19 protein-coding genes are annotated in these 25,971 nt (G+C 72.0%); 9 read left to right on the top strand and 10 right to left on the bottom strand.

Annotated features, from left to right (window positions below):
- Positions 1-429: phytanoyl-CoA dioxygenase family protein (locus ACFV5H_RS36120; protein WP_385198973.1), on the top strand; the 429-nt coding region annotated here is incomplete at its 5' end.
- 8 nt (positions 430-437) lie between these two features.
- A complete protein-coding gene (locus ACFV5H_RS36115) occupies positions 438-779 on the top strand; it encodes an SAV_915 family protein (protein WP_385048676.1) in 342 nt (113 codons plus the stop codon).
- Between the two features lie 33 nt (positions 780-812).
- Here ACFV5H_RS36115 and ACFV5H_RS36110 read toward each other — a convergent pair whose 3' ends face one another.
- Together ACFV5H_RS36110 and hemE are read right to left on the bottom strand one after the other, a co-directional pair.
- On the bottom strand, positions 813-2,840 hold the full coding sequence (locus tag ACFV5H_RS36110; protein ID WP_385198971.1) for a SpoIIE family protein phosphatase: 2,028 nt from the start codon (positions 2,838-2,840) through the stop codon (positions 813-815).
- Between the two features lie 103 nt (positions 2,841-2,943).
- On the bottom strand, positions 2,944-4,038 hold the full coding sequence (hemE, locus tag ACFV5H_RS36105) for a uroporphyrinogen decarboxylase (protein ID WP_385048671.1): 1,095 nt from the start codon (positions 4,036-4,038) through the stop codon (positions 2,944-2,946).
- Between the two features lie 129 nt (positions 4,039-4,167).
- On the opposite strand from hemE, the gene ACFV5H_RS36100 reads away from it, so the two are divergent.
- The 3 genes from ACFV5H_RS36100 (at position 4,168) to ACFV5H_RS36090 (ending at position 7,226) form a co-directional block, all read left to right on the top strand.
- Entirely contained in the window at positions 4,168-4,860 is a 693-nt protein-coding gene (locus ACFV5H_RS36100) for a DUF3000 domain-containing protein (protein ID WP_385048668.1), read from the top strand.
- A gap of 267 nt (positions 4,861-5,127) precedes the next feature.
- Positions 5,128-5,790 carry a LuxR C-terminal-related transcriptional regulator gene (locus ACFV5H_RS36095; protein ID WP_385048666.1) on the top strand — a complete coding sequence of 221 codons (663 nt, stop codon included), beginning with the start codon at positions 5,128-5,130 and terminating at the stop codon, positions 5,788-5,790.
- 143 nt (positions 5,791-5,933) lie between these two features.
- Complete coding sequence (locus ACFV5H_RS36090; protein WP_385198969.1) at positions 5,934-7,226, top strand: HRDC domain-containing protein; 1,293 nt, start codon at positions 5,934-5,936, stop codon at positions 7,224-7,226.
- A gap of 125 nt (positions 7,227-7,351) precedes the next feature.
- Here the strand turns inward: ACFV5H_RS36090 and ACFV5H_RS36085 are convergent, their stop codons facing one another.
- The 3 genes from ACFV5H_RS36085 to ACFV5H_RS36075 are packed head-to-tail and all read right to left on the bottom strand — an operon-like array spanning position 7,352 to position 10,448.
- On the bottom strand, positions 7,352-8,182 hold the full coding sequence (locus tag ACFV5H_RS36085; protein WP_385198967.1) for a carbohydrate ABC transporter permease: 831 nt from the start codon (positions 8,180-8,182) through the stop codon (positions 7,352-7,354).
- Positions 8,179-9,132 (bottom strand): carbohydrate ABC transporter permease, encoded by a 954-nt coding sequence (locus tag ACFV5H_RS36080; RefSeq protein WP_385048655.1) that lies wholly within the window; start codon positions 9,130-9,132, stop codon positions 8,179-8,181. The genes ACFV5H_RS36085 and ACFV5H_RS36080 overlap by 4 nt, the downstream gene beginning before the upstream one ends.
- Positions 9,132-10,448: an ABC transporter substrate-binding protein gene (locus ACFV5H_RS36075; RefSeq protein ID WP_385048652.1), complete on the bottom strand. Its 1,317-nt coding sequence runs from the start codon at positions 10,446-10,448 to the stop codon at positions 9,132-9,134. The genes ACFV5H_RS36080 and ACFV5H_RS36075 overlap by 1 nt, the downstream gene beginning before the upstream one ends.
- A 151-nt stretch (positions 10,449-10,599) precedes the next feature.
- Between ACFV5H_RS36075 and ACFV5H_RS36070 the strand changes: the two genes are divergently transcribed.
- Complete coding sequence (locus ACFV5H_RS36070) at positions 10,600-12,987, top strand: glycoside hydrolase family 2 protein (RefSeq protein WP_385048649.1); 2,388 nt, start codon at positions 10,600-10,602, stop codon at positions 12,985-12,987.
- Positions 12,984-14,024 carry a LacI family DNA-binding transcriptional regulator gene (locus tag ACFV5H_RS36065; protein ID WP_385048646.1) on the top strand — a complete coding sequence of 347 codons (1,041 nt, stop codon included), beginning with the start codon at positions 12,984-12,986 and terminating at the stop codon, positions 14,022-14,024. The genes ACFV5H_RS36070 and ACFV5H_RS36065 overlap by 4 nt, the downstream gene beginning before the upstream one ends.
- Positions 14,025-14,082: 58 nt before the next feature.
- On the opposite strand, the gene ACFV5H_RS36060 is transcribed toward ACFV5H_RS36065, so the two are convergent.
- The 5 genes from ACFV5H_RS36060 to ACFV5H_RS36040 all read right to left on the bottom strand — a co-directional run bounded on the left by ACFV5H_RS36060 (position 14,083) and on the right by ACFV5H_RS36040 (position 22,285).
- Positions 14,083-14,619, bottom strand: coding sequence for an SLATT domain-containing protein (locus ACFV5H_RS36060; RefSeq protein WP_266468492.1), 537 nt, complete (start codon positions 14,617-14,619; stop codon positions 14,083-14,085).
- 67 nt (positions 14,620-14,686) lie between these two features.
- Positions 14,687-16,072: a hypothetical protein gene (locus tag ACFV5H_RS36055; protein ID WP_385048643.1), complete on the bottom strand. Its 1,386-nt coding sequence runs from the start codon at positions 16,070-16,072 to the stop codon at positions 14,687-14,689.
- Positions 16,069-17,121 carry a hypothetical protein gene (locus tag ACFV5H_RS36050; protein ID WP_385048640.1) on the bottom strand — a complete coding sequence of 351 codons (1,053 nt, stop codon included), beginning with the start codon at positions 17,119-17,121 and terminating at the stop codon, positions 16,069-16,071. Before ACFV5H_RS36050 ends, ACFV5H_RS36055 begins: the two co-directional genes overlap by 4 nt.
- A gap of 65 nt (positions 17,122-17,186) precedes the next feature.
- Positions 17,187-18,863 (bottom strand): hypothetical protein, encoded by a 1,677-nt coding sequence (locus ACFV5H_RS36045; RefSeq protein WP_385198965.1) that lies wholly within the window; start codon positions 18,861-18,863, stop codon positions 17,187-17,189.
- Between the two features lie 8 nt (positions 18,864-18,871).
- On the bottom strand, positions 18,872-22,285 hold the full coding sequence (locus ACFV5H_RS36040) for a WD40 repeat domain-containing protein (RefSeq protein ID WP_385198963.1): 3,414 nt from the start codon (positions 22,283-22,285) through the stop codon (positions 18,872-18,874).
- Positions 22,286-22,569: 284 nt separating this feature from the next.
- Here ACFV5H_RS36040 and ACFV5H_RS36035 point away from each other — a divergent pair, with 284 nt between their 5' ends.
- Both ACFV5H_RS36035 and ACFV5H_RS36030 read left to right on the top strand, forming a co-directional pair.
- Complete coding sequence (locus tag ACFV5H_RS36035) at positions 22,570-23,787, top strand: thiolase family protein (protein ID WP_385198961.1); 1,218 nt, start codon at positions 22,570-22,572, stop codon at positions 23,785-23,787.
- Positions 23,784-25,913 carry a 3-hydroxyacyl-CoA dehydrogenase NAD-binding domain-containing protein gene (locus tag ACFV5H_RS36030; protein ID WP_385198959.1) on the top strand — a complete coding sequence of 710 codons (2,130 nt, stop codon included), beginning with the start codon at positions 23,784-23,786 and terminating at the stop codon, positions 25,911-25,913. Before ACFV5H_RS36035 ends, ACFV5H_RS36030 begins: the two co-directional genes overlap by 4 nt.
- Positions 25,914-25,971 lie beyond the last annotated feature (58 nt).

The raw sequence follows: 25,971 nt of genomic DNA, 5'->3' as shown, positions 1-25,971 counted from the left end.
GCCGAGGACGGCCTGCCGAACATGCGCACCGTCTCGGTCTCGATCGCGCTCACCGAGAACCACGACACCAACGGCGGCCTCATGATCATGCCGGGGTCGCACAGGACGTTCCTCGGATGCGCGGGCGCCACCCCGAAGGACAACTACAAGAAGTCCCTGCAGATGCAGGACGCCGGAACACCCTCCGACCAGGCGCTGACGAAGATGGCCTCGGAACACGGCATCAGGCTGTTCACCGGCAGGCCCGGCTCGGCGACCTGGTTCGACTGCAACGCCATGCACGGCTCCGGCGACAACATCACACCCTTCCCCCGCAGCAACGTGTTCATCGTCTTCAACAGCGTGGAGAACACGGCGGTCGAACCGTTCGCCGCACCGATCCGACGGCCCGAGTTCATCGGCGCGCGGGACTTCACCCCGGTGAGGTGAGATGAGGCGTGACGGATCCCCGAAGCGACCCCGGGGCCGGACCCGGCGTGCCGGACGGTCCGCTGTACGTACCCGTCCGTCCGGAACGCGGCTACTTCGTGACCTGCTTCTTCCGCACTCCCTCCGGGCGCCGTACGGCCGTCGCCTTCACCACCTCCGTACGGTTGCTGGAGACCCTCGGCCGGGACCACCCCTGGATCAGGCTCTCCGCCGACGCGCTGCGTTCCCTCACCTCACCCCTGGGATGCGCTCTCACCGTCGACCCGCGTTCGACGGCCCGCCGGCTCCGGCCACCACGCGCGGCGGCTCCCCCGCGGAGGCCGCGGAAGGACGCGCGGCGGCGACGGTGACCGGGACGCGGGCCGGCCGGGCCGGCATGCCGCTCACCCGGCCGGGGAGGACGCGGGGAGGCGCAGGGCCAGCATGGCCACGTCGTCGTCGTTGTCCACGGTGAGCTGGTCGGCGAGCAGCGCGTCGCAGAAGGCCTCCAGCGGGTGTCCGACGGCGGCCGAGGCGTGCAGCCGCAGCCGCTCCAGGCCGACGGTGAGGTCCTCCTCGCGGCGCTCCACCAGCCCGTCGGTGTACAGCAGCAGGGTCGAGCCGGGCAGCAGCGGCTGTACGGCGCTGGCGTACTCGGGCTGTGGATCGAGTCCGAGCATCGGGGACCGGGCCCCGGTCAGGAAGCGCGCGGTGCCGTCCGCCTCGACCAGCAGGGGCGGAGGGTGTCCGGCGACGGAGTAGTGGAGCTGCAGGCCACCGGAGTCCCGGCGTTCGACCCGGGCCAGGACGCAGGTGGCGGTGAACTCCAGGTACAGGGTCTGCACGGCGACGTCCAGCCGGCGCAGGATCGTGCCGGTCGGTTCCTGGCGGTCCAGGGTGAGTCCGCGGAGCATGTTGCGCAGCTGGCTCATGGTGACGGCGGCGGGCAGGTCGTGGCCGGAGACGTCGCCGATGGTGAGGACGGTGGCGCCGTCACGCAGCACGAACGAGTCGTACCAGTCGCCGCCGACCTCGGCGGCCGCGGTGCTGGGCCGGTAGCGGACGGCGATGCCGAGGCCGGGCACGTCCGGCGGGTCGGTGAGCAGGCTGCGCTGGAGGGCCAGCGCCACCTGTCGGGTGCGCTGGTACTCCAGGGCGTTGCTGAGGGGGGTGTGGGCGCGTTCCAGGAGGGTCTGCAGCAGGTTGATCTCGGTCCGGCCGAGGGGAGGGCGGTCGCCGCTGGTGGAGACGGTGACCAGGGCGGCGGTGGTGCCGCCGACGACGACGGGGAACACCACGACGCTGTTGACCCCGTCGGCCAGCCAGGGTTCGTCGTCGGGCGGGGCGAGCTCCGAGGGGGGTGCGCCGGGCGGGAAGACGGCGTGGAGCGGGCTGCGCCGGTCGGCGGTGAGGGCGAGCGGACTGCCGGGCCGCAGGTGCTCCTCGCGGTGCGGGGGCAGGTCGGGCAGGCCCTCGCAGGTGGTCGCGGTGACGCGCTGTGCGGTCAGCGAGGTGCCGGGCAGCCGGTGCAGGGCGTGCGGGAGGAGGTGGACGGTGCAGCTGTCGGCGATGTCCGGCACGATCACATCGGCGAGGGCGGTGAACATCTCGGCCGGCCGTACGATGCCGGCCGTGGCGGTGGCGGCCCGTGCCAGCAGTTCCTCACGTCGGGTCTCCTGCCACTCCTGCTCGACGTCCGCGCAGGTGCCCATCCACTCGATCACCGTGTCCCCGTCGCGCACCGGTGCGGCGTCGACGGCGAAGTGACGGTAGCCCCCCGTGGCCAGCCGCAGCCGGTAGGTGTGGGTCCAGCGGGGCGCCTGCTCGTCCAGCGCCCGCTGCCACGACGCGACGGCGGCGGCGCGGTCGTCGGGGTGGAGGGCGTCGATCCATCCGTCGCCGCGGAACTCCTCCCAGCTCTGTCCGGTCACCCGCTGCCAGCCGGGACTGGGCTCGGTCACCCCGCCCTTGGGGCCGGTCACCCACACGATCTGGGAGCTCGCATTCACCAGGCTGCGGTAGCGCTGCAGCGCGCGGCGGCGCTCCTCGGACAGGACACGGATCCGTTCCTCGCCGGTCACCTGCTCGGTGACCTCCACGACCACGCCGAGCACGCCGGGCCGGCCGTCGCTCATCGTGGCGTGGGAGATGCTGAACGAGAAGTAGCGGGTCCCGCCGTTCGCCGGGCCGGGGTAGGCCAGGTCGACGGGTACGGCGGTGAGCACCTCGGCCGTGCCCGTGGCGAGGACCCGGTCGAAGATGTCGAAGTAGCCGGACTGCGCGAGGTCGGGAAAGGCGTCGCGGATCGTCCGGCCCAGCGGACGGTCGCCGAAGGTGTCCCGGTAGACGGCGTTCATGTACGCGAGCCGGTGTTCCGGCCCCTGCGTGAAGACGACGCCGATCGGGGCGGGGTCGAACATCTCGAGCCTCATGCGGCCTCCACCTGCCCGTACCCGGGAGCGAACGTGGCGGGCAACGTGTGCCCAGTACCCCGCCCCCGGGTTCCGACGCGCGTGCGGCGCGTACGCGGTGGGTTCAGCGCGCGGTCTGCGTGTGGACGTACTCCACGAGGCGGGTCAGGGCGTCCGGGTCGGTGGACGGCATGACGCCGTGGCCGAGGTTGAAGATGTGGCCCTCCAGGCCGGCGGCCGTGTCCAGGACCTCCCGTGCCTTGGTCTCGACGGCCTCCCGGCCGGCGAACAGGACGGTCGGGTCCAGGTTGCCCTGGAGCGCCTTGCCGGGGCCGACGCGGCGGACGGCCTCGTCCATCGGGACGCGCCAGTCGACGCCGACGACGTCCGCGCCGGCCTCGCCCATGAGCCCCAGCAGCTCGCCGGTGCCCACGCCGAAGTGGATGCGCGGGACGCCGTGGCCGGCCACCGCGTCGAACACCTTCGCCGAGGCGGGCAGCACCGAGCGCCGGTAGTCGGCGGGGGCGAGCGCGCCGGCCCAGGAGTCGAAGAGCTGGACGGCAGAGGCGCCGGCGGCGATCTGGACCTCGAGGAACGCGGCCGTGATGCCGGCGAGGCGGTCGAGCAGGTCGGCCCAGAGCTCGGGGTCGCCGTACATCATCGCCTTGGCGTTCTCGTACGTACGGGACGGGCCGCCCTCGACGAGATAGCTCGCGAGGGTGAACGGGGCGCCCGCGAAGCCGATGAGCGGGGTGGACCCGAGCTCGCGGGTCAGCATGCCGATCGCCTCCGTGACGTAGGAGACGTCCTCGGGGGTGAGGTCGCGCAGCCGGGCGAGGTCGGCGCGGGTGCGCACGGGCTGCTCGACGACCGGGCCGATGCCGGGCTTGATGTCGAGGTCGATGCCGATGGCCTTGAGGGGTACGACGATGTCGCTGAAGTAGATCGCCGCGTCGACGTGGTGGCGGCGCACCGGCTGGAGCGTGATCTCGGTGACCAGGTCGGGGCGCATGCAGGAGTCGAGCATCCCGATGCCCTCGCGGACCTTGCGGTACTCCGGCAGTGAGCGCCCGGCCTGCCGCATGAACCACACCGGCGTGTGCGGCACGGGCTCGCGTCGGCACGCCTTGAGGAAGGCGGATTCCTGGACCGTGTCGTTCCTGACGGGATCGGGGGTCGCGGTCGGCGTCTGGCCCGTCGGGCTTGCGTTGGCACTCACACCGGCAAGTCTCGCACGACCCGCCGGCGCGCCCGGACCCCAGGGCCCGCGGGGCGGGATCCGGACACCGCCGGGCGGCGCGGGTGTCCCTCCCTGCACCGGGGGCCCGTTCCGCTTAATCTTCCCCGCATGGCTGCGGCTCAGGGACGACTGTCGGACGGCGCTGGCGGAATGGACGAACGGAAGGGGACCGGAGGGGACTCCGGACAGGGGGGTGCGGGGGGTGCGGGGGGTGCGCCCCCGCCGCCCTTCCGGGCCGCTGTCGAGGCGTTGCGCGGCGCGCGGCTGCGGCCGCAGATCGAGGTGGATCCCGCGCCCGCTCCGAAGCGGCTCGCCCCGTACGCGTACGCGCTGGAGGCGGCGGTCGTCGACGGCGAGGAGGATCTGGCCGACGGCCGGCTGGTGCTGCTGCACGACCCGGCCGGGCACGACGCCTGGCGGGGCACCTTCCGTCTGGTGACGCTGGTGCGCGCGGAACTGGAGCCGGAGATGGCGGCGGACCCGCTGCTCCCGGACGTGTGCTGGTCCTGGCTGACCGGTGCGCTGGCGGCGCGCGGACTGACGTACGGCGAGCCGAGCGGCACGGTGACGCGGGCGAGTTCCCACTACTTCGGCGGGCTGTCCGCGCGGCCCGCCGCCTCGCAGATCGAGATCCGGGCCTCCTGGACGCCCCGGGAGGGCCTGGGCGGGGCCCCGGACACGGCCGCCCATCTGGCGGCGTGGTCCGATCTGCTGGCGCAGGTCGCGGGGCTGCCGCCGGCCGCTGCCGGGGACGCGTCCGTGGTGACGCTGCCGCAGCGGAGGGGTCCGCAGTCGCGCTGAACCTCCCGCTCGGGGCTCCCGGCCGTCACCATCGGCCATCTCTTTGTCGACACGGCCACTTTCGGAAGCGTTGCGACGCGGATCGAAACCGTTCGGTCTTCGAATGATCGCTCGTGCGTCCGAATTGCTCGGATTGTTACTCATCACTTCGTGATCATTCGTTAAAGGACACCAGGTTTATTGCCGAAGACGACTGTGACCTTGAAAGCACGGTTCGTCCCGACTGCACCCCCACGAGCCGGCCCCGTCCCGTACCCAGGAGGCCTGGTGTCCGTTCTCCTCGAGCAGCCCGCAAGCCTGGTCGCCTACCGCCCGAACAAGCCGACCGCCATGGTGGTCGTGGCCGACCCGCGCGTCCGTTCCACCGTCACCCGCCATCTGTGGGCGCTCGGTGTACGCGACGTCATCGAGGCCTCGTCCGTCGCGGAGGCTCGTCCCCGCATCGGCAACCCCCGCGACATCTGCGTCGCCGAAGTCCATCTGCCGGATGGTTCCGGCCTCACCCTCCTCTCCGAGACCCGCGCCGCCGGCTGGCCCAACGGCCTCGCCCTCTCCGCCGCCGACGACATCGGCGCCGTACGCAACGCCCTCGCCGGCGGAGTGAAGGGTTACGTCGTCACCGGCACCCGCACCAACCTCGGGCTCCCCACCCGACCCGGTGCCGCCCCCATCGGCTCCGCCGCCGCCCGCCTGCACCGCCGCCCCCCGGGTGCCCCGAGCCACCCGGGCGGCTACCGAGAACTGTCCGGCCGTGAGGTCGAGGTGCTGCGACTGGTGGCGGAGGGCCAGTCGAACAAGGCGATCGGCGTCTCCATGGGCCTGTCCGCACTGACCGTCAAGAGCCACCTCGCCCGCATCGCCCGCAAGCTCGGCACGGGCGACCGCGCCGGCATGGTGGCGGTGGCCCTGCGCACCGGCATCATCCACTGACCACTCCCACCCCTCCCGTTCCGCCCCTCCCACGGGCTCACGAACACGATCTTTCACCCTCCTGACCGGAATACGACCCACCGGCGCCCGTCACGGAACACAACCGTCGACGGGCGCCTTCACGGCACGGATACCCTTGACAGGTGACCGACGCCCACGACACCGCAGCAGACCGTTCACTGCGCACCACCGGAGGCGCCCCTCCGGACGACGGCGGATCTTCTGCTACGGAGGCGCCGATCCCCTTGCTCGAACCGCGCGAGGGCATTCCGCCCGTGATCGCGGACGAGGCCGCCCTCGCCGAGGCGATCGCCGCCTTCGCCGCGGGCAGCGGCCCCGTCGCCGTGGACGCCGAGCGCGCCTCCGGCTACCGCTACGGCCAGCGCGCCTACCTCGTCCAGCTGCGCCGCGAGGGCGCCGGCACCGCGCTGATCGACCCCGTCGCCTGCCCCGACCTGTCCGGTCTCGGCGAGGCGCTGTCCGGCGTCGAGTGGGTGCTGCACGCCGCCACCCAGGACCTGCCCTGCCTCCGTGAGATAGGCATGGTGCCCACCCGCCTCTTCGACACCGAGCTGGCCGGACGCCTCGCCGGGTTCCCCCGCGTCGGGCTCGGCGCGATGGTCGAGAACGTGCTCGGCTTCGTCCTGGAGAAGGGCCACTCCGCCGTCGACTGGTCCACCCGCCCGCTGCCCGAACCCTGGCTGCGCTACGCCGCCCTCGACGTCGAGCTCCTGGTCGACCTGCGCGACGCGCTGGAGAAGGAGCTGGACCGGCAGGGCAAGCTGGACTGGGCCCGGCAGGAGTTCGACGCGATCGCCTCGGCACCGCCGCCCGAGCCCCGCAAGGACCCCTGGCGGCGCACCTCCGGCATGCACAAGGTGCGCCGGCGCCGGCAGATGGCCGTCGTACGGGAGCTGTGGCAGACCCGCGACCGGATCGCACAGCGCCGGGACGTCTCCCCCGGCAAGGTGCTCCCGGACGCGGCGATCGTGGAGGCCGCGCTCGCCCTCCCGGCCAACCTCCACGCCCTCGCCGCGCTCAACGGGTTCGGGCAGCGCGTGGGGCGGCGCCAGCTGGAGCAGTGGCAGGCGGCCGTCGACCGGGCGAAGGCACTGAGCGAGGACCGGCTGCCCCAGCCCGGCCAGCCGGTGACCGGCCCCCCGCCGCCGCGCGCGTGGGCCGACAAGGACCCGGCGGCGGCGGCACGGCTGTCCGCGGCTCGGGCGGGCGTCGCCGCGCTCGCCGAGCGGCTGAACATGCCGCCGGAGAACCTGATCACGCCGGACACGGTGCGGAGGGTCTGCTGGGAGCCGCCAAAGCCTGCCGATGGGCAGTCCGTCGCCTTGGCTCTGGCAGGTTACGGGGCGCGTGCGTGGCAGGTCGAGCAGGTCACGCCCGTGCTGGTTGCCGCGTTGGCTTCGGCGGGCGGTGCCTAGTCGCCGTACGGCGGGTCTCGTCGTACGGCGGGTGCGGGTGCGTCGTGGCTTGTCGCGCAGTTCCCCGCGCCCCTATGGGGCGCCCATGTCGGCGCCTCCTTCCAGGCACCCCGCTTCGGCGGCCCTCATTTCGTCGCCCCCCTCATGAAGCCGTTGTAGATAAAGCGCTGGAGGAACAGGAAGACGAGCAGGGTGGGGAGGATGACCAGGACCGCGCCTGCCGAGATGGTTTCCCAGTGGGCGCCGAAGGGGCCCTTGAAGCGGAACAGGGACGTCGAGATCACGCCAAGATCTTCGGAGGGCATGTAGAGGAAGGGGATGTAGAAGTCGTTGTAGACGTTGATCCCCTTCACGATCACGACCGTCGCGATCGCCGGTTTGAGCAGCGGGAAGATCACCTTGCGGTAGACCGCGAAGGCGCCCGCGCCGTCCAGACGGGCCGCCTCGTCCAGGGAGATCGGGATGGAGCGGATGAACTGCAGGAAGATGTAGATCGACACGATGTCCGTGCCCATGTAGAGCGCGATCGGCGCCCACAGGCTGTCGAACATGCCGAAGCTGTTGACGATCTGGAAGGTCGCCACCTGGGTGGTCACCCCCGGCACCAGCGCGGCCAGCAGGAACAGGGCGACGACCAGTTTCCTGAAGCGGAAGTGGAAGCGGTCGATCGCGTACGCCGTCATCGAGCCGATGAGGATCGTGCCGCCGACGGCGACGACCAGGATGATCGCCGTGTTGCCGAACGCGGACAGCATCTGGCCGTCCCGGAACGCCGTCGCGTAGTTGTCGAAGTTCAGCGGGTCGTCGGGCAGGGCCAGCGCTCCGCTGCCGTCGGCCATCTCCTTGGACGATTTCAGCGAGGTCAGGAAGACCACGGTGAGCGGCAGCAGCACGACGAGCGTGGCGAGGACAAGGGACACGTACACGAGGGCGCGGGCCACGGTGCGGCGGGTCATACCAGGTCCACCTTTTCGTCGGGGACGATGCGCCGCTGCACCCAGGTGACCGCCAGGACGATCAGCAGCAGGACGACGGCGGCGGCCGAGGCGAGGCCCGTCTTGTTGAACTGGAAGGCCAGCTTCACGGTCTGGATCACGAAGGTCTCGGTGCCGGTGGCGCCGCCGGTCATGATGTACGGGATCTCGAAGACCGAGAGCGAGCCGGAGACGGAGAGGATGACGCTCAGGCTCAGAATGGGTTTGATGCCGGGCGCGATGATGTGCCGGAACTGGTGCCAGCGGTTCGCCCCGTCGATCTCGGCCGCCTCGTACAGCTCGCCCGGGATGGACTGGATCGCGCCGAGGAAGAGTACGAAGTTCAGGCCCATGTAGCGCCAGACGGAGACGCCGGCGAGTGAGGTGTTCGCGGAGAACGGCGTGCCCAGCCAGGCGTGGTCGGTCCCGACGCCGAACAGGCTCAGTACGGAGTCGAGGGTGCCGCCGTCCTGGAAGAAGTAGAGGAAGACGAAGCCGATCGCCACCCCGTTGATCAGGTACGGGAAGAACAGCACGCCCTTGAAGAAGTTCCGGAAGCGGACGTCGAAGCTGAGGATCGTGGCGAAGTAGAGGGCGAGACCGATCTGCACCACGGAGGCGACGAGGTAGTAGCCGCTGACGAAGAAGACCTCGAACAGCTCGGAGCGGGTGAGGAGTTCGGTGTAGTTCTCGGTGCCGGTCCAGTTCAGCTCCGGGCTGACGCCGTCCCAGTCGGTGAAGCTGTACGCGAGCATGTTGGCGATCGGCGCGTAGGTGAAGGTCAGCAGCAGGGCCAGTGGGGCGATCAGGAAGAGCCACGGGGTGAGGCGGCGCGACAGCCGGGTGCGGCGCGGGGCCGGCGCGGCCCGCTTCGGCCCGGCGGGCGCGGCCGGGACGTCCGGCCGCGCCGCCTTGCGGGTGGTGTCCGTCATCAGGACCCCAGCGAGTTCCGCGCCTCGGCCCAGCGCTCGCCGAGGTCGCCGAGGAAGTCGTCGAGGCTGCCCCCGCGGGCGCCGCGGGCGAGGTCGACGAGCTCCTGACGGTAGTCGGGCTTGTAGATGCCGACCTCGGACTGGTTGTCGATGGACTTCACCTCGGCGCCCTTGCTGTCGTCGAGGTCGATGAGCTTGACGCCCTTCTCCTCGTACGGCTGGAGGATGTCGGGCAGCGGGGCGTCCTTCAGCGGGGACAGGGCGAGGTTGGCCGCCGCGTAGCCGGACTTGTCGGTGAACCAGTCGATCCAGGCGCGGGCGGCCTCCTTGTGATCGGAGTTGACGTTGACGGCCTGCTGGTAGTCCGGGGAGGTCACCGCGCAGAAGGCGCCGTCCCGCTGTGCGGGGAAGGGCATGAAACCGATGTCGGCGGGGTCGGTGCCGGCCTGCTTCGCGGCGTCCTGCATCTGGACGACGGCCCAGGAGCCGAGCCACATGGTGGCGATCTCACCCTTGGCCAACTTGGGTTTGGACGCTTCCCAGTTGGTGGTGGTCGGGTCCTTCTCCACCAGTCCGCCGCCGACGATGTCGTGGAGCAGGGTGTCGCCCACGCGCAGGTCGGCGCCCTCGGCCCAGGGGTCGCCCTCGGCGAGCTTCGTGGTGGCGTTCGTGTCGCAGCCGACGGAGCCGTTGACGTTGGTCCACTGGGTCAGCGGCCACATGTCCTTGAAGTTGGTGTAGTACGGCACCGCGTCGGTCTTCGACTTGATCGCCTTCAGGTCGTCGAGGAACTCGGCCGGGGTGGTGGGCCAGTCGGTGACGCCGGCCTCGCCCCACACCTTCTTGTTGTAGATGAAGCCGGGGACGACACCGATCGGGCTCTGGCCGTAGACCTTGCCGCCGACGGTGGAGTAGTCGGTGAAGCGGTACTTGGCGCCGCGTTCGGCCTTGGTGCCGAGGGAGGCGAAGAACTTCGGGTAGTCCTTCTTCTCGATGACCGCCGGGATCATGAGGACGTCGCCGTAGTTCTCCGTGTTCATACGGATCTTGACCTCACCCTCGTAGTCGGTGAGGCCGTCGAACTCGACCTTCACACCGGGGTAGGTCTTGTTGAACTCTGCCGCGTACTTCTTCATCGTCCCGTCCTGCACCAGGTCGGTCCGGTGGGTGAGGACAGTGATGGAGCCCTCGACCTTCGACGGGTCGTCGGGCGCCTCGGCGTCCGCGCCCTCGGAGGAGCCTCCCGTGCCCGTGCAGGCGGAGGCCAGCAGGGCGAGGAGGGCGATCGATCCGGTAAGTGCGGTGCGGCGGTACATGTGCATCAGCTCCGTTCACGGGGCGGACGAGCACGAGTGGGTTGGCTGATTCGGCACTCTGGCAGCCCCTCACTGAACCGGTAAAGTCTCTATTAAGACAACGATGTCAAAATGCTGCCCCGACAGGGCTCGACCGGTTTAGGGAGTGTGCATGCGTCAGGTCACACCGCTCACCGAGGGATGGACCCTGCGACACCCGGACGGCACGGGGGACGGCCTCCCCGCCTCGGTGCCGGGGTGTGTGCACACCGATCTGCTGGCGGCCGGGCTGATACCCGACCCGTTCCTCGGCCGGAACGAGGCCGAGGTGGCGTGGGTGGGCCGGCGGGAGTGGACGTACGGGACGGAGCTGACCGCCGGGGCGGGTGCGCACGAGCGGACGGATCTGGTCTTCGACGGTCTCGACACCGTCGCCGAGGTCCTGCTCGACGGCCGGCCGCTGGGCCGGACGCGGAACATGCACCGCTCGTACCGCTTCGACGTGACGGGGCTGAGCGGGCGGCTGACGGTGCGGTTCGCCTCCGCCTACGCCGAGGCCGAGGCGGTGCGCGGCAAGCTGGGCGAACGGCCGGGAGCGTACACCGAGCCGTACCAGTACCTGCGCAAGATGGCCTGCTCGTTCGGCTGGGACTGGGGGCCGACGCTGGTGACGGCCGGGATCTGGCGGCCGGTGCGGCTGGAGCACTGGTCGACGGCCCGGATCGCCCGGGTGCGCCCGCTGGTCACCGTCGAGGACGGCACGGGGCAGGTCGAGCTGGCGGTCGACGTGGAGCGCTCCCGGACCGGGGCACCGCTCACCGTGGAGGCGAGCGTCGGCGGTGTACGCGCCCGCGCGCAGATCGACGGGACGCGGGGGACCGTACGGCTGCGAGTGCCGGACGTACGGCTTTGGTGGCCTCGCGGCTACGGCGAACAGCCGCTGTACGACGTCGAGTTGACGCTGCTGCACGGCGAGGGTGCGCTGGACTCGTGGCGGCGCCGGATCGGGTTCCGGACGGTGGAGCTGGACACCTCGGCCGACGCCCACGGCACCGGGTTCACCCTGGTCGTCAACGGGGAGCGGCTGTTCGCGCGGGGTGTCAACTGGATCCCGGACGACGTCTTCCCGTCCCGGATCACCCGTGAGCGCTACCGGCGGCGGCTGGAGCAGGCGGCCGGCGCGGGCGTGGACCTGGTCCGCGTCTGGGGCGGCGGGATCTACGAGAGCGAGGACTTCTACGACGCCTGCGACGAGTTGGGGCTGCTGGTCTGGCAGGACTTCCCGTTCGCGTGCGCGGCCTACCCCGAGGAACAGCCACTGCGCGGGGAGGTGGAGGCGGAGGCGCGGGAGAACGTCGTACGGCTGATGCCGCACCCCTCTCTGGTGCTGTGGAACGGCAACAACGAGAACCTGTGGGGGTTCAGGGACTGGGACTGGGAGCCGGGGCTGGCCGGGGACTCCTGGGGCGAGGGCTACTACCTGGGCGTACTGCCGCGTGTGGTCGCAGAGTCGGACCCGACACGGCCGTACACGGCGGGCAGCCCCTGGTCCGGCTCCTGGCTGCACCACCCCAACGACCCGGCGCACGGCACGCACCACTCCTGGGAGGTGTGGAACCGCACCGACTACGCCGACTACCGCCTCCATGTGCCGCGTTTCGTGGCCGAGTTCGGCTGGCAGGCACCGCCCGCGTACGCCACGCTGCGGCGGGCGCTGCCCGGGGAGGAGCTGGCGCCGGACTCCCCCGGCGTGCTGCACCACCAGAAGGCGGACGACGGCAACGGCAAGCTGGAGCGCGGTCTGGCCCGCCATTTCGCCGTCCCGGAGGGGGACTTCGACCGCTGGCACTATCTGACGCAGGTCAACCAGGCGCGTGCGATCGCCGCCGGGATCGAGCACTGGCGCTCGCACTGGCCGGTGTGCGCGGGCACGGTGGTGTGGCAGCTCAACGACTGCTGGCCGGTGACCTCGTGGGCCGCGATCGACGGGGACGGGCGGGAGAAGCCGCTCTACCACGAGCTGCGGCGGCTGTACGCGGACCGGCTGCTGACCGTACGGGCGGACGGGGACGGTGGTGGTCTTGTGGTGGCGGCGGTCAACCAGTCCGCCGAGGCCTGGCACGGCACGCTGCGGCTGCGCCGGATGTCCGTGGACGGCGCGGTGCTCGGGGAGGCGGGCCCGGTGCTGGCCGCCGAGGGGCGGACCGTGGCGGTGACCGAGGTCCCGGCCGGTCTGGTACCGGTCGGCCCGAAGGAGTTCCTGGTCGCCGACGCGGACACGGTGCGGGCGCTGCACTTCCCCGTACCGGACCAGGAGATCCCGTACCCGCGCCCGGAGTTCGAGGTCGCCCTCGTACCGGACGGCATCACGGTCACGGCCCGCACCCTCGTACGGGACCTGCTGCTCCAGGCCGACCGGCTGGCCCCGGAGGCGGTGGCCGACCGGGGGCTGGTGACCCTGCTGCCCGGGGAAGAGGTGACGATCGGGGTGCGGGGCTGGAAGACTCCGGACCCGGACACCGCCCGCTGCGCCCTGTACTGCGTGGAGCCCACTCGATGACGGCAACGCCGCCTCCCCGCGTCACCATCAAGGACGTCGCCGCGCGCGCCGGTGTGTCCAAGGGGGCCGTGTCCCTCGCCTTCAACCGGAAACCCGGCCTGTCGGAGGCGACCCGCGACCGGATCTTCCGGGCGGCGCGGGAACTGGGGTGGGCGCCGAGTCCGACCGCGCGCACGCTGGCCGGGTCACGGGTGGACGTGGTGGGTCTCGCGGTGTGCCGGCCCGCCCGGCTGCTCGGCCTGGAGCCGTTCTACATGGAGTTCGTCTCCGGGGTGGAGAGCGTCCTGGTCGAGCGGTCCTGCTCGCTGCTGCTGCGGCTGGTGCGCAGCCCGGACGAGGAGGTCGGGCTGATGGAGTCGTGGTGGAGGGGCCGGCAGATCGGCGGGTCGATCCTGGTGGACTTCCGGGCCGACGACCCCCGCCCGGCGGTGGCCGAACGGCTGGGGCTGCCGGTGGTGGCCGTCGGACACCCGTCGCTGACCGGCGGGCTGACCTCCGTATGGACGGACGACGCCACGGCCGTGACCGAGGCGGTGCGGTATCTGGCGGCGCTCGGGCACCGGCGGATCGCCCGGGTGGGCGGCGCGGCGGCGCTCGGGCACACCTCGATCCGTACGACCGCGTTCGACGAGGCGGTCGGGGCGCTGAAGCCGGCCGCGCGGGCGTGGCAGGTGGCGACGGACTTCTCCGGGGACGCGGGCGCGCGGGCGACCCGCTCACTGCTGGCGGCGGCGCCGGCGGAGAGGCCGACGGCGATCGTGTACGACAACGACATCATGGCGGTGGCGGGACTGTCGGTGGCGGCGGAGATGGGGCTGCGGGTGCCGGACGACGTGTCGCTGCTGGCGTGGGACGACTCGCAGCTGTGCCGGCTGACGCATCCGACGCTGTCGGCGATGAGCCATGACGTCCACGGGTTCGGGGCGGAGGTGGCCCGGACCCTGTTCTCGGTGATCACGGGAGGTGAGGCCGGATCGCATCCGGTGCCCACTCCCGTGCTGACGCCCCGGGGTTCCACGGCACCTCCGAAATCCTGAGTCCCGGGCGGGGAACACCGCCCATGCGCGCGGGTGTGCGCGTTCCGGCGCTGCCCTCTCAGGAATCGCCGTCGACCGCGTACCTCTGCGTCCCGGCCCTGAGGTTGGCCTGGGCCTTGCGGTAGGCACGGCGGCCCGGCACCTCGGCCGTCGCGTTCTGTTCGTCGCGCCGCACGGTCAGGGCCGCCAGAGCCTGCCGGGCCTCGTCCAGGGTCCACTGGTCCAGGTCGATCTCGCGGTGCTGGCGGGCGGCGGTCTGGATCTCCAGGAAGGCATTCGCCGACGCCGAGGCCTGGGCGGTCCGCTGGGGGGCGTTGACCGTGGTGAGGACCGCGCCGAGACCGGAGGAGATCAGGGCGAGGATGCCGGCCGCGGTCCGTCCGGTGGACTCCACCAGGGCCGTGGTTCCGGCGATGGCGGCGAGCAGGGTGGCCGGGACGCCGAGGAGGAGGTGCACGGCGCGCCAGCGTTTGGTCTCCTCGAACTGGCATTGCGCGCTGTACATGGCGCTCTCTTCGAGTCGCCTGAACTCGGCCCCGATGGCTCGGCGCCGCCGGGCGTCGCTGTCAAGGCGTGCCTGATCCTCGGTGTCCACGGGCCCACCGTACCGGTGCCGTACTGGAGACGTGGCCGAATGCCCTTCGCTGCCGGGCGAGTTGGCGTCATCCATGGCGCGATACGTAGGCGGCGAGCGCGGTATGGGCCGGGTGCCACGGTTCCAGGCCGTCGATCATGCGATGCCACTCGGACAGCGTGATGTGCTCGTTGGCGTGCAGGGACGCCTCCAGTTCGCCCGGGGGGAAACGGTCGAGGAAGCGCAGCGGCAGGGGCGGTGCGTCGAGGTCGACCTCGAAGGTGTGGTCCGGGGCGGGCACCGCGATGAAGCCGCCCAGTGCCCCCGCTCCCGTGTGGAGCAGCATCCAGTACCGGGTGCCCTGCCCGGCGGAGGGGATGTCCGTGTCGTCCATGACCGGTCGCAGGGTCACCGGCTGGCAGAGCGGGCCGTCGGCGCGGCGCCGGGTGGGAGGGTCCGGGTGGTCCTCGATCTCCATCTCGATCTCCAGAAGGCGGTTGCCGGTCACGGTGAGGGCGGCGGCGACCGGCCACTGCTCGAGGAACTCACTGCGGCCGGACGGCTCGTCGCGTCCGGATCGCGGTTCGCCGGACGAGGCCCGCAGGACGAAGTCGGAGTCGAGAAGCCGCCTCATCGGTGTCACGGGGTGGATCCCGGTCAGCCGGGCGGCTACCTGGCGTGCGGCGTGGTGCAGGGCCCGGTCCGCCTCGCCGAGTACACCGGCGAGGCCGGCGAGGGCGTTCCGGGTGGCGTCGGGCAGACGGCGGGGCTCCGCGCCCAGGAGGCCGCTCAGCAGGTTGGCGGCTTCCCTGCCGAACCACGGGCCCGCCCGCTCGCCGCGCAGTCCGGCTTCGAGGACCTGGAGGGGGCCGGCCAGGGACGACGCGGCGGGGGTGAACCAGTGGCGCAGCTCTCCGTCCGGTGGCGGGACGGGCGAGGCCGGCAGGCCGTCGGTCTGGGTGCGCAGCAGGGCCGTGGCCGAGCGTGCCGCGGCGTCGACGCGTTCCCAGGGCAGGCTGTGGAAGAGCGCCGGCGGTGGGTCGGTCTCGCGGGCGAGCCGGTGCAGGAGGAAGTAGCGCAGAGCGAGGCCTTCGGAGCGGAGCCGGTCGACGGTCCGCGGGTCGGCGGGGGGCTCGGCCCAGTGGTTCTCGAGACGGTCGATCAGCTCGGCACCGGTCTCCGAAACGGCGATGGGCGCTCCACAGTCGTCGAGTTCGACGACTGCGCCGCCGTCGGACGCCCGCAGCGCCAGGGCGCGGTAGCGCTCACCGGCCCGTTCGACGATCAGACTGGTCCGAGTCCACGGCTCCGTACGGAAGCGCGGCATCGTGCGGGCGTCGGTGCGCTCGTCCCCGTCGTTGACCGGCCCGATGACGGGGGGCCGCCCGGGCGCCGCCGGCCGCACGCGGGCGATCCAGTCGCTGAGGGGCCGGTGCGGAGGCGGGGCGGCCCTCTCGGAGTGCTCGGTCGTCATGAGCCGGCCTCATCGCATCGAGTGAGGATCTCGGCGGCGACGGGACCGAAATCGCGGACCGTCTCCCGCACGGCGGGCGCCCGTGGGTCGGGGACGCACTGGGCCCGCAGGCCGCGCAGCCGGTCCCAGGTCTGCTCGCCCCGCCGGTCGAGCCGGGCGGGCAGGTCGGGCGGGAGTGCCCGGGCCCAGGCGCGCAACGGCCCGTCGTCCAGGTCCCGGCCCTGCCAGCGCAACAGGAACTTCAGCCCTCGCAGGAGCACTTCGGCGCACACGAGCGGATCCGCCGAGGTGGTGACGGGAACCATGCGGCGTCTCCCGCCGGCGTCGGAGAGGTCGTCGAGCGCCTGGCCCGACGGGTCGACGATCAGGTTGTGTGCGGGGTCGTAGAGCAGCGTGTTGACGGTGAGGTCGCGCTGCCGGCTGTCCTGGAGCAGGTCGGTGCCGGTGGCGGGGACCGACGTGCCGTCGAGGCCGAGACCGAGGCCCCGGTAGTCGAGACTGGGACCGCCGGTCCGGGCGACGGGGTCGAGGACCGTGCAGACGAGGGTGTCGGGGCAGAAGCGCTGGGGGTGTTCCGCGCTGGTGCCGTCGAGGTCGAGCACCTGGCGGGTGGTCTCGGTGTAGGCCCCGGCGGGGGCGGTTCCGGTGAGGTCCAGGTCCTGGATCTCACCGGGTGCGGCTCCGGACAGCAGGTCACGGGGGGCGCCTCCGCTGAGCCAGGTGCGGTGTCCCGACGTGGCCAGGCGCTCGATCAGGGCGGCCGTGAAGGGAGGCGTGCGGGGGCCGTGCAGCAGGGCGCGGAAGCGGTCGGTCAGGCCGGGGTCCAGGTCGTCCGGCCGGTGGGTGCGGGCGGAGCGGATCTGCTGGTCCGGACGGTGGCCGGTGCGGACCAGGCTCGGCTGGTCGGCCGGGTCGGTACTCCGCCGTGGCGGGGGGTCGGCGTACTCGTCGCCGGCGAGGAGCAGTTGGTCGTCGGCCGACGTGGGCGCGGACGACGCGGTGCAGATGAAGCCGAGCACCCGCCGGCCCTCGACGGTGTCGCCGCTCACGATGGGCGCCGGGCCGCTTGTGGCCTGCGCCTGGTGAGGGACGACGGATGCGGTGGCGGGAGGCTTCACCCCGCGGCCAGCCCGGTCCATCGTGCACGTCCCTTCTCGAGGCGCAGGGTGAGCGGTACGAGTACGGCGTCCGAGGCGCTGTAGGCGGAGCCGCCGTACTCCATGCCAGGGGCCGATCCGGGTTTCAGACGCAGGGCGGCGGCGTCGTGGAGCTGCTGCGGTGTACAGCTGATGTCCTGGTCCGGCTCGTCCACGCACGTGGTGAGGCCCGGGTAGAGCAGGCCACCGCCGGGTTGCCGCAGGGGATGGGTGCGGATGGCCCGCAGGACGTTGCGCGGGCCGTCGTCGGAGCGGATCCAGTCGTGCTCTCCCGTGCTGCACGGGTCGCAGAGTTCCACGAGCCGGTCGGTGTCGCCTCGTCCCGCCGCGTCCGCGATGTCCCGGGCCAGCTTCCGCACCACGGCGGGCAGCCGGGCGCCGTGGTCGTCGACGGCGGCCACCCTTGCCGCCGGTTGTGCCGCCGACGACCTGGGAGGCCGGGCGGCGGCACTCTCGGCGGGAGTGAGCGCGAACAGGGACACGCCCTTTCCGAGGACCAGTTCGCCGCCGCCGGTGGTGAGGGTGAGAGTGCCGGTGATCGGGTCGGCGGTCTCGGTGATGTCGGCCTTCCCGTACACCGGGTCCTTGAGACGTACGACCCGGCCATCGGCTCCGAACGCGATGCCGAGCATGCCGTTGCCGAGGTAGGTCCACCGCCCGTCGCGCAGGTGATAGGAGACGGCCCGCTCCGGAGACATGACCTGGCAGGCGCTCAGAGCGCTGTAGGTGAGGGTGAGGCCGTCGCCCGCCCAGGCTAGATGGGTGACCATGCGCGGCAGTTCCACCAGGGCGTGGCGGAACGCGGCGTCGTCGGGGAGCGATCTGTGGGCGCCCGCGCCCGAGGTGCCGGGGTGGGTCTTGACGGTCTGGAGGGGCCAGCAGGCACCGTTCGACTCCAGGTCGGCCCAGGCGACGGTGTCACCGCCGGGCTTCCGCTGGGCCTCGGCGAAGGACGTCGTGCCCTTGTCGGGCAGCAGCGGGCGGACCGTGCCCTTGCGGTCGGCAACGACGAGGGTGCCTTCTCCGCGGTGGATGTCACCCCCCTCGGGCAGCAGCGAGAACAGGATGACGTCGTCGGCGCCTCCGGTCGCGAGCTGCGAGTACGGGGACAGCCGCTTGTCGAGTGCGATACGCCGCGCCTTGCCGCCCGGCGGGAACAGCAGGAGGGACCTGCCGTCGGTGGCGAGGCTGACGGCGTCCTCGCCCAGGAAACCGAGGCCGGCACAGGGGCAGGGGCGGGAGGCCAGCCGTCCGCTGCGCACGTCCAGCAGATGTATCTGTCCGGTCTGGCCCACACTCCCGGGGTCGATCCAGGCGAGGCGGCTCGCGTCGGGCGACCAGACGAGCTCGGATGGCAGTCGCTCGGTGTCGAAGGAGGACGTCGCCGTGCTGGGTGGCAGGTCGGCGGCCTTCCAGGTACGGCCCGAGGCGTCCGCCATCATCACGGCCTCGCGGGCGGGCTGGAGGAACGCCGCGACGGGATGCTGCCGGTCGGGTTTCCCGGTGGCCGTGGACGCGGGGCGGGACTTCGGGGCCGCGGGTCCGTCGCCGGCGGAGGTGCACGCGGCGGCTGCGAGGACCGTGGCCAGGGCCAGGGCCCGAAAGCCTTGGAGGCGGTGTCCGGTACGGGGCATGAGGGGGCTCACTTCGTCTCGGCGCAGAGGTTGATGTAGGCGTGACGTCCGCCGATGTGGGTGCTCCATTCCTTGGTGCTGAGCCCGGCGCCACCGGTCCAGCGGCAGACCTGGTTCTGCCAGTCGATGCCGTCGACGCGCCACAGGCTCACGGGCCCGGGCGCCTCGCCGGAGTCGACCGGGCTGGTCACCCCCGCGAGGAAGTGGCCGTCCGGCGACCAGGCGAGGCGGGTGATCCGCTGGCTGCGGGAACTGTGCAGGGTGGGCAGGGCCTGAAGGCCGGTGGCGGTGTCGTGGACGAGCACCTCGTCGCCGGCGGCGACGGCGACGTGCCGGCCGTCCGGTGCGAGGGCCAGTGCTGTGGGCTGCTCGGTCGTCCCGGGCAGGACGAGGGGCTCTGCGGTCTCCTTCAGGTCGGCGTTCCGGTAGCGCACGGTGTTGTCGCCGCCGAGCACGGCGATGCGGGAACCGTCGTGGCTCCAGGCGATGCGCTCGGCGCCGGGTGCGGCTGCCGCGCGGGTGGTCCCGGTCGTGAGGTCGGCGAGGACGAGGCGGGGGCCCTCTCCCGCTCCGTCTTCCAGGACGAGCGCCTGCCGTCCGTGCACGGCCAGACCGGAACCCTGCCCGACCTGGATGGTGTTCACGAGCTTCCAGGTCCTGGTGGACCAGATCGCCAGGGGGCCGTCGGCGTGGCGGGCCACGAGCAGGTCCTTCCCGGGCACGAAGGCGACGTCGGTGAGGGCCTGTTCGGTGCTGCCGGCGGCGCGGTCGAGGGCCGGAACCCGCAGGGTCCGGGGGACGCCCTTCCCGTTGCTCCACACGCCGAGGACCGACCGGCCTTCGTACGTGCCGACGGCTACCACCAGCTTTCCTCTGGCGGTGGCGTCACGGATGCCGAAACTCTGGAACGAGTACCGCGCGAGGGGGCCGTACGACTGCTCCGCCGGGTTGAGCGCGATCTCGGGAACGGTGTCCGGGTCGATGGTGTACACGCCGTCGGAGCCGGCGAAGGCGACCTCGGTCAGTACCATTTGGCCCTCCGGTCCGAAGTTCGCGACGGCCGACTGCACGGCGGGGCTGAGGCTGAGGGGGCCGGGCCGCCGGTCGAGTACGTTGACCCGCCCACCCCGCCCGGCGGCCACCACGGTGAAGAGCTCCCCGACCGCGGCGGTGACGGCGGGTCCGCCGCGCGGCTCCTCGAGGTCCCGGCTGGCGATCGCCTGGTCACCGGTGCCCACGGGGACGAGGGCCGTGCCGTTGTCCCCGGCGATGACCACACTGCCCGACCGCTCGGCCAGGGCGCGTGGCAGGTGGGCGAGACCGCCGACGGGAAAGGCGAGTTGCCGCCGGTGGCGCCGGTCCCAGGCCTGGACCCCCTGTGCGGTCGCGAGGAGCACGTCGGCGTCGTTGGCGGCGATCTGGAACGCCTCACCCTGGATGTCGTCGCGCTGGATCTCGGTGGTGACCTTGTGGCTGTCCAGTCCGACCGCGAAGACGTCATTGGACTCGACGAGCAGCAGCGCCCGTTCCTCCTCCGGCAGTTCACCGTTGCCGGCCTGTTTCGTGCCGGGCGCGACCGTGGCGTCGAGCACGCTGCCGGGTTCCATGGGGACGGGCCAGCCGTCCACCTTCTGGTCCCCGGTCCGCCGGCAGGACACCTCCTCCAGCGTCGTGGTGTCGTACTGGGCGACGACCCCGTCGTCCCGCACCTCCACCAGTCGCACGCCGCTGTTGGCGAACGCGGTCGCGACGGGTTTGGTGCCTTTCCTCCCGCACGAGGGGGTGCCGAGCCTGCCCATGAGCCGGGGGACGGGCTCCAGGGCCGAGTAGACGGACACGGCCTTGCCGTCCCGGCCGGCGAGCAGACCGCTTCCCTCGTCGAACACGAGGTCGGTCACACTGCCCTCGGCCCTGCCGAGTTCCTTGCCGGTCAGCAGGTCCCAGGTCTTGACGTACGGGTCGTCCCCTGAGGTGTGGACGCGACCCCGCTTGTCGTCGACGGCGATGCCGTTCACCGCGGCCGGGCTCGCCCGCCAGGACATCCGGACCCCGGAGTTCGCCTCCAGCACGTCGCGCATGGCCTGGACGGCGCGTGGGGTGTCCGGCTCGATGGTGTAGGCGGCCAGGCCGAGCAGACCGGCGAGCCTCGGATCGGTGCCCCGTTGCAGCATCGCCTCGGCCGCCAGGTCGGCTGCCAGCGCCTTGCGGGCTTCCGCCTCGCCGGACTCGCTGACCGCTCTGAGCACGGACACGCTGATCACCAGGAGGACGATCAGCACGGCCACCACGGTGACGCTCCACCGCTTCACCACCGGGAGGTCCCACATGCGCGCCCTGCGCGCCGCCTCCTGGACGGTCGCGGCGTACAAGAGCCCGCCGGCGGTGCCGCCCGGCAGGGCCCGCACGGCGTCGGCCCGGTCAGCGGCGGGCACGACGACGTTGGCGCCCTCCCCGGCGGCCTTCAGCTTGGCCTCGTACCCGCCCACGGAGGCCAGCGTCCCGGGCCGGGCCGGGTCGAGAGCTCCGACCAGCGCCGTCCGCGGGTTGACCTTGCGCAGGGCGAGCGGCCGTAAGCGGCGCCCGGCCCGTGCGACCTCGCCCAGCAGCACCGCGAAGGCGCAGCCGAGCGAGGTGTCCTCCACCATGCCGACCACGCCCTCCGCATCGGTCAGCGACCAGAGCACCGTGCTCCCGACGCCGTGGCCCGCGCCGTCCCAAGCGTCCCGCAGCGACTGCCGGAACCCCTCGTCGCCGCGGAAGCCCGACATGACGCGGGGGTCGGGCAGCAGTGCGGGCGGTCCCTCCGGCAGCACGGCGGCGGTGAGGGTTCCTCGCACACCGCCGCGTCCGTCGTCGAACAGGACGGTCGCCGTGGCCACCGTCCGGGCTTCGGGGAGGGCGCCGTCGAGGGCGAGCAGCCAGGTCAGCGCGGGCAGGGCCAGGTCCCGGTCGGCTTCGGGCACGGCGTCCGTCAGGCGGCGCAGCCGGGTGGCATGACCGGCTTCGGTCGCGGCCGCGAGGGCGAGCGCCGCGACGTGTTCGCAGCCCGGGTGGGCGTGGTTGCGGCGCAGCCACAGCAGCCCGGAGGCCAGCTCCCCGGCGCCCTGTCCGGCGTCGCCGACGAGTGCCAGCCCCATGGCCGCCGCGGCCCGGAGCGACTGGGCCGCGGCCGGCTCCTCCTTCAGATAGGGCGGGTGCCCGACCAGCGACCGGACGCTGGACGCCGCGGCCGCCCTCGGTGTCAGCAGCCGGTGCAGGGGCCGGTCCTCGTCGCGCAGCACGCGCAAGGTCGCGACGTCCTCGGCGGCCACACGCTCCCGGACGTAGGCGAACACGGGCTGACCGGGTGACAGCAGGCCACGTCTGATCTCCTCGCGCTCCTTGAGCGGCGGCATCGCAACCAGCAGAGGTGCGATGTCCACCGCGGGAGCAGGCTGGTCACCCACCGCTCGTCCCGATCCCCTCGACTCGACCCGGCCCGGGCGCCGTGTTGGTCCGGTCACTCAGTGTGGCAGGAGAGGGGCTCTGTCCTCAGGCGAATCGTGGGATCACTCCCGCGCCCGGCATCCGGCCGCGTGGGTACTCTCGGGGCGCCGTACGTGTGATGTTCACCGCTCCGGCCGACGGGACTGTGCAGTCACGTTACCCACAAGTAGCATGACCCGTAAGCAAGCGCTCAGCGTCCCGCACCTGGAGGAGAGCCATCGTGCCTCGTACCGTCAGGGACGTCGTCTTCGTCGACGGCGTCCGTACCCCGTTCGGCAAGGCGGGCCCGAAGGGCATCTACCACGAGACCCGCGCCGACGACCTCGTCGTGAAGGCGATCCGGGAGCTGCTGCGCCGCAACCCCGGTCTCGACCCGAAGAAGATCGACGAGGTCGCCATCGCCGCGACCACGCAGATCGGCGACCAGGGCCTGACCATCGGCCGCACGGCCGGCATCCTCGCGGGCCTGCCCACCTCGGTCCCGGGCTACTCCATCGACCGCATGTGCGCCGGCGCCCTGACCGCCGTCACCACGGTGGCCGGCTCCGTCGCCTTCGGCGCGTACGACGTCGCCGTCGCGGGCGGTGTCGAGCACATGGGCCGCCACCCGATGGGCGAGGGCGTGGACCCCAACCCCCGCTTCGTCTCCGAGAAGCTGGTCGACGAGTCCGCCCTGTTCATGGGCATGACCGCGGAGAACCTGCACGACCGCTACCCGCAGATCACCAAGCGGCGCGCCGACGAGTACGCGGTCCGCTCCCAGGAGAAGGCCGCCAAGGCGTACGCCAACGGCAAGATCCAGGCCGACCTGGTCCCGGTCTCCGTGCGCCGCACCAACGCGGAAGCCGGTGAGACCGGCTGGGGCCTGGTCACCGCCGACGAGCCGATGCGCCCGGGCACCACCCTGGAGAACCTCTCCGGCCTGAAGACCCCGTTCCGCGTGCACGGCCGGGTCACCGCCGGCAACGCGGCCGGTCTGAACGACGGCGCCACCGCCTCGCTCATCGCGAGCGAGGACTTCGCCCGCGAGAACGACCTCCCGGTCAAGATGCGCCTGGTCTCCTACTCCTTCGCGGGTGTGGAGCCCGAGGTCATGGGCTACGGCCCGATCCCGGCCACGGAGAAGGCCCTGGCCCAGGCCGGCCTGTCCATCTCCGACATCGGTCTGTTCGAGATCAACGAGGCCTTCGCCGTCCAGGTCCTCGCCTTCCTGGACCACTACGGCATCGCCGACGACGACGAGCGCGTCAACCAGTACGGCGGCGCCATCGCCTTCGGCCACCCGCTGGCCTCCTCCGGCGTCCGTCTGATGACGCAGCTGGCCCGCCAGTTCGAGGAACAGCCGAACGTCCGCTACGGCCTGACCACCATGTGCGTCGGCTTCGGCATGGGCGCGACGGTCATCTGGGAGAACCCGCACTTCGAGGGGGACAAGTGAGCACCACCGCAGAGCTGTTGAAGGGCGCGGCCGAGCTGTTCCCCGGCGAGGTCGTCACCACGGCCCACGTACGCCACTTCGAACTCCCCCTGGGCGTCGGGCGCTTCGCGCTCATCACCCTGGACAACGGGCTCGACCACACCAAGCCGACCACCTTCGGCCCCCAGTCGCTGACGAACCTCGACGCCGCCGTCGACCAGGTGGAGAAGGAGGCCGCGGACGGCGAGATCGTCGGCGTCGGCATCACCGGCAAGCCGTTCATCTTCGCGGTCGGCGCCGACCTCAAGGGCGTCGAGCTGCTGAAGCGGCACGACGACGCGCTCGCCATCGGCAAGGGCGGCCACGACGTCTTCAAGCGGCTGTCGAAGCTGGCCGTGCCGACGTTCGCGTACTACAACGGCGCCGCGATGGGCGGCGGCGTCGAGGTCGGCCTGCACTGCACCTACCGCACGGTGTCGGCGGCCATCCCCGCGTTCTCGCTCCCCGAGGTCTTCCTCGGTCTGGTCCCCGGCTGGGGCGGCTGCGCCCTGCTGCCGAACCTGATCGGCGCCGACAAGGCCGTCTCGGTCATCATCGAGAACAGCCTCAACCAGAACAAGCAGCTCAAGGGCGCGCAGGTCCACGAACTCGGCATCGCGGACGCGATCTTCGAGGGCGCGGACTTCCTGGAGCAGTCGCTGATCTGGACTGCGGCCGTCCTCAAGGGCGAGATCGTCGTCGAGCGTCCGGTGATCGACCGCGGTGAGGCCTGGGACCAGGCCGTCGCGCGCGGCCGGTTCATCGCCGACTCCAAGGTGCACGGCGCCGCCCCGGCCGCCTACCGCGCCCTGGACATCATCGCCGCCGCCAAGGACGGCGACCTCCAGCGGGGCTACGACGCCGAGGACCAGGCCCTCGCCGACCTCATCATGGGCGGCGAACTGCGCTCCGGCATCTACGCCTTCAACCTGGTGCAGAAGCGCGGCAAGCGCCCGGCGGGCGCCCCGGACAAGTCGCTGGCCCGCCCGGTCACCAAGGTGGGCGTCGTCGGCGCCGGCCTGATGGCCTCCCAGCTCGCGCTGCTCTTCCTGCGCCGCCTGGAGGTGCCGGTCGTGCTGACCGACATCGACCAGGAGCGCGTCGACAAGGGTGTGGGCTACGTCCACGCCGAGATCGACAAGCTGCTCGGCAAGGGCCGTGTCAACCAGGACAAGGCGAACCGCCTGAAGGCCCTGGTCTCCGGCGTCCTGGACAAGGCCGAGGGCTTCGCGGACGCGGACTTCGTCATCGAGGCCGTGTTCGAGGAGATGGGCGTCAAGCAGAAGGTCTTCGCGGAGGTCGAGGCGGTCGCCCCGGCCCACGCGATCCTCGCCACCAACACCTCGTCCCTCTCCGTGACGGAGATGGCGTCGAAGCTGAAGCACCCCGAGCGGGTCGTCGGCTTCCACTTCTTCAACCCGGTCGCGATCCTGCCGCTCCTTGAGATCGTCCGCGGCGAGCAGACGGACGAGGCCTCGCTGGCCACGGCGTTCGGCGTCGCCAAGAAGCTGAAGAAGACCGCGGTGCTGGTCAAGGACGCCCCGGCGTTCGTGGTCAACCGCATCCTGACCCGCTTCATGGGCGAGATCCAGAACGTCATCGACGAGGGCACACCGGTCGAGGTCGCGGAGAAGGCGGTGGAGCCGCTCGGCCTGCCGATGTCCCCGCTGGTCCTGCTGGAGCTGGTCGGCCCCGCGATCGGCCTGCACGTCTCGGAGACCCTCAACCGGGCCTTCCCCGAGCGCTTCACGGTCTCCCCGAACCTCAAGGCGGTCGTCGAGGCCGGCAAGCGCGGCTTCTACGTCTACGACAGCGGCAAGCCCGAGCTGGACCCCGAGGTCGCCGCGCTCCTCAAGCAGGGCGACACCGTCCTGACCGAGGAGCAGGTCCGCGACCGCGTCCTGGACGCGGTGGCCCAGGAGATCGGCCTGATGCTCGACGAGGGCGTCGTCGCCGAGGCCCAGGACATCGACCTCTGCCTGATCACCGGCGCCGGCTGGCCCTTCCACCTGGGCGGCATCACACCGTACCTGGACCGCGAGGGCGTGTCGGAGCGGGTGAACGGGAAGCGGTTCCTGGAGGCCGGGGTGGCGAGCGTGCCCGCCTAAGCGCTCCGCCGGCCATGCCGGAGAGGCGTGGGAACCGTGTGCCGGCCGTGGCCGGCAC

It is taken from the genome of Streptomyces sp. NPDC059787, assembly GCF_042732315.1.
In the GTDB taxonomy this organism is placed as follows: Bacteria; Actinomycetota; Actinomycetes; order Streptomycetales; family Streptomycetaceae; genus Streptomyces; species Streptomyces atrovirens.
This window is presented reverse-complemented; position numbering and strand designations above follow the sequence as displayed.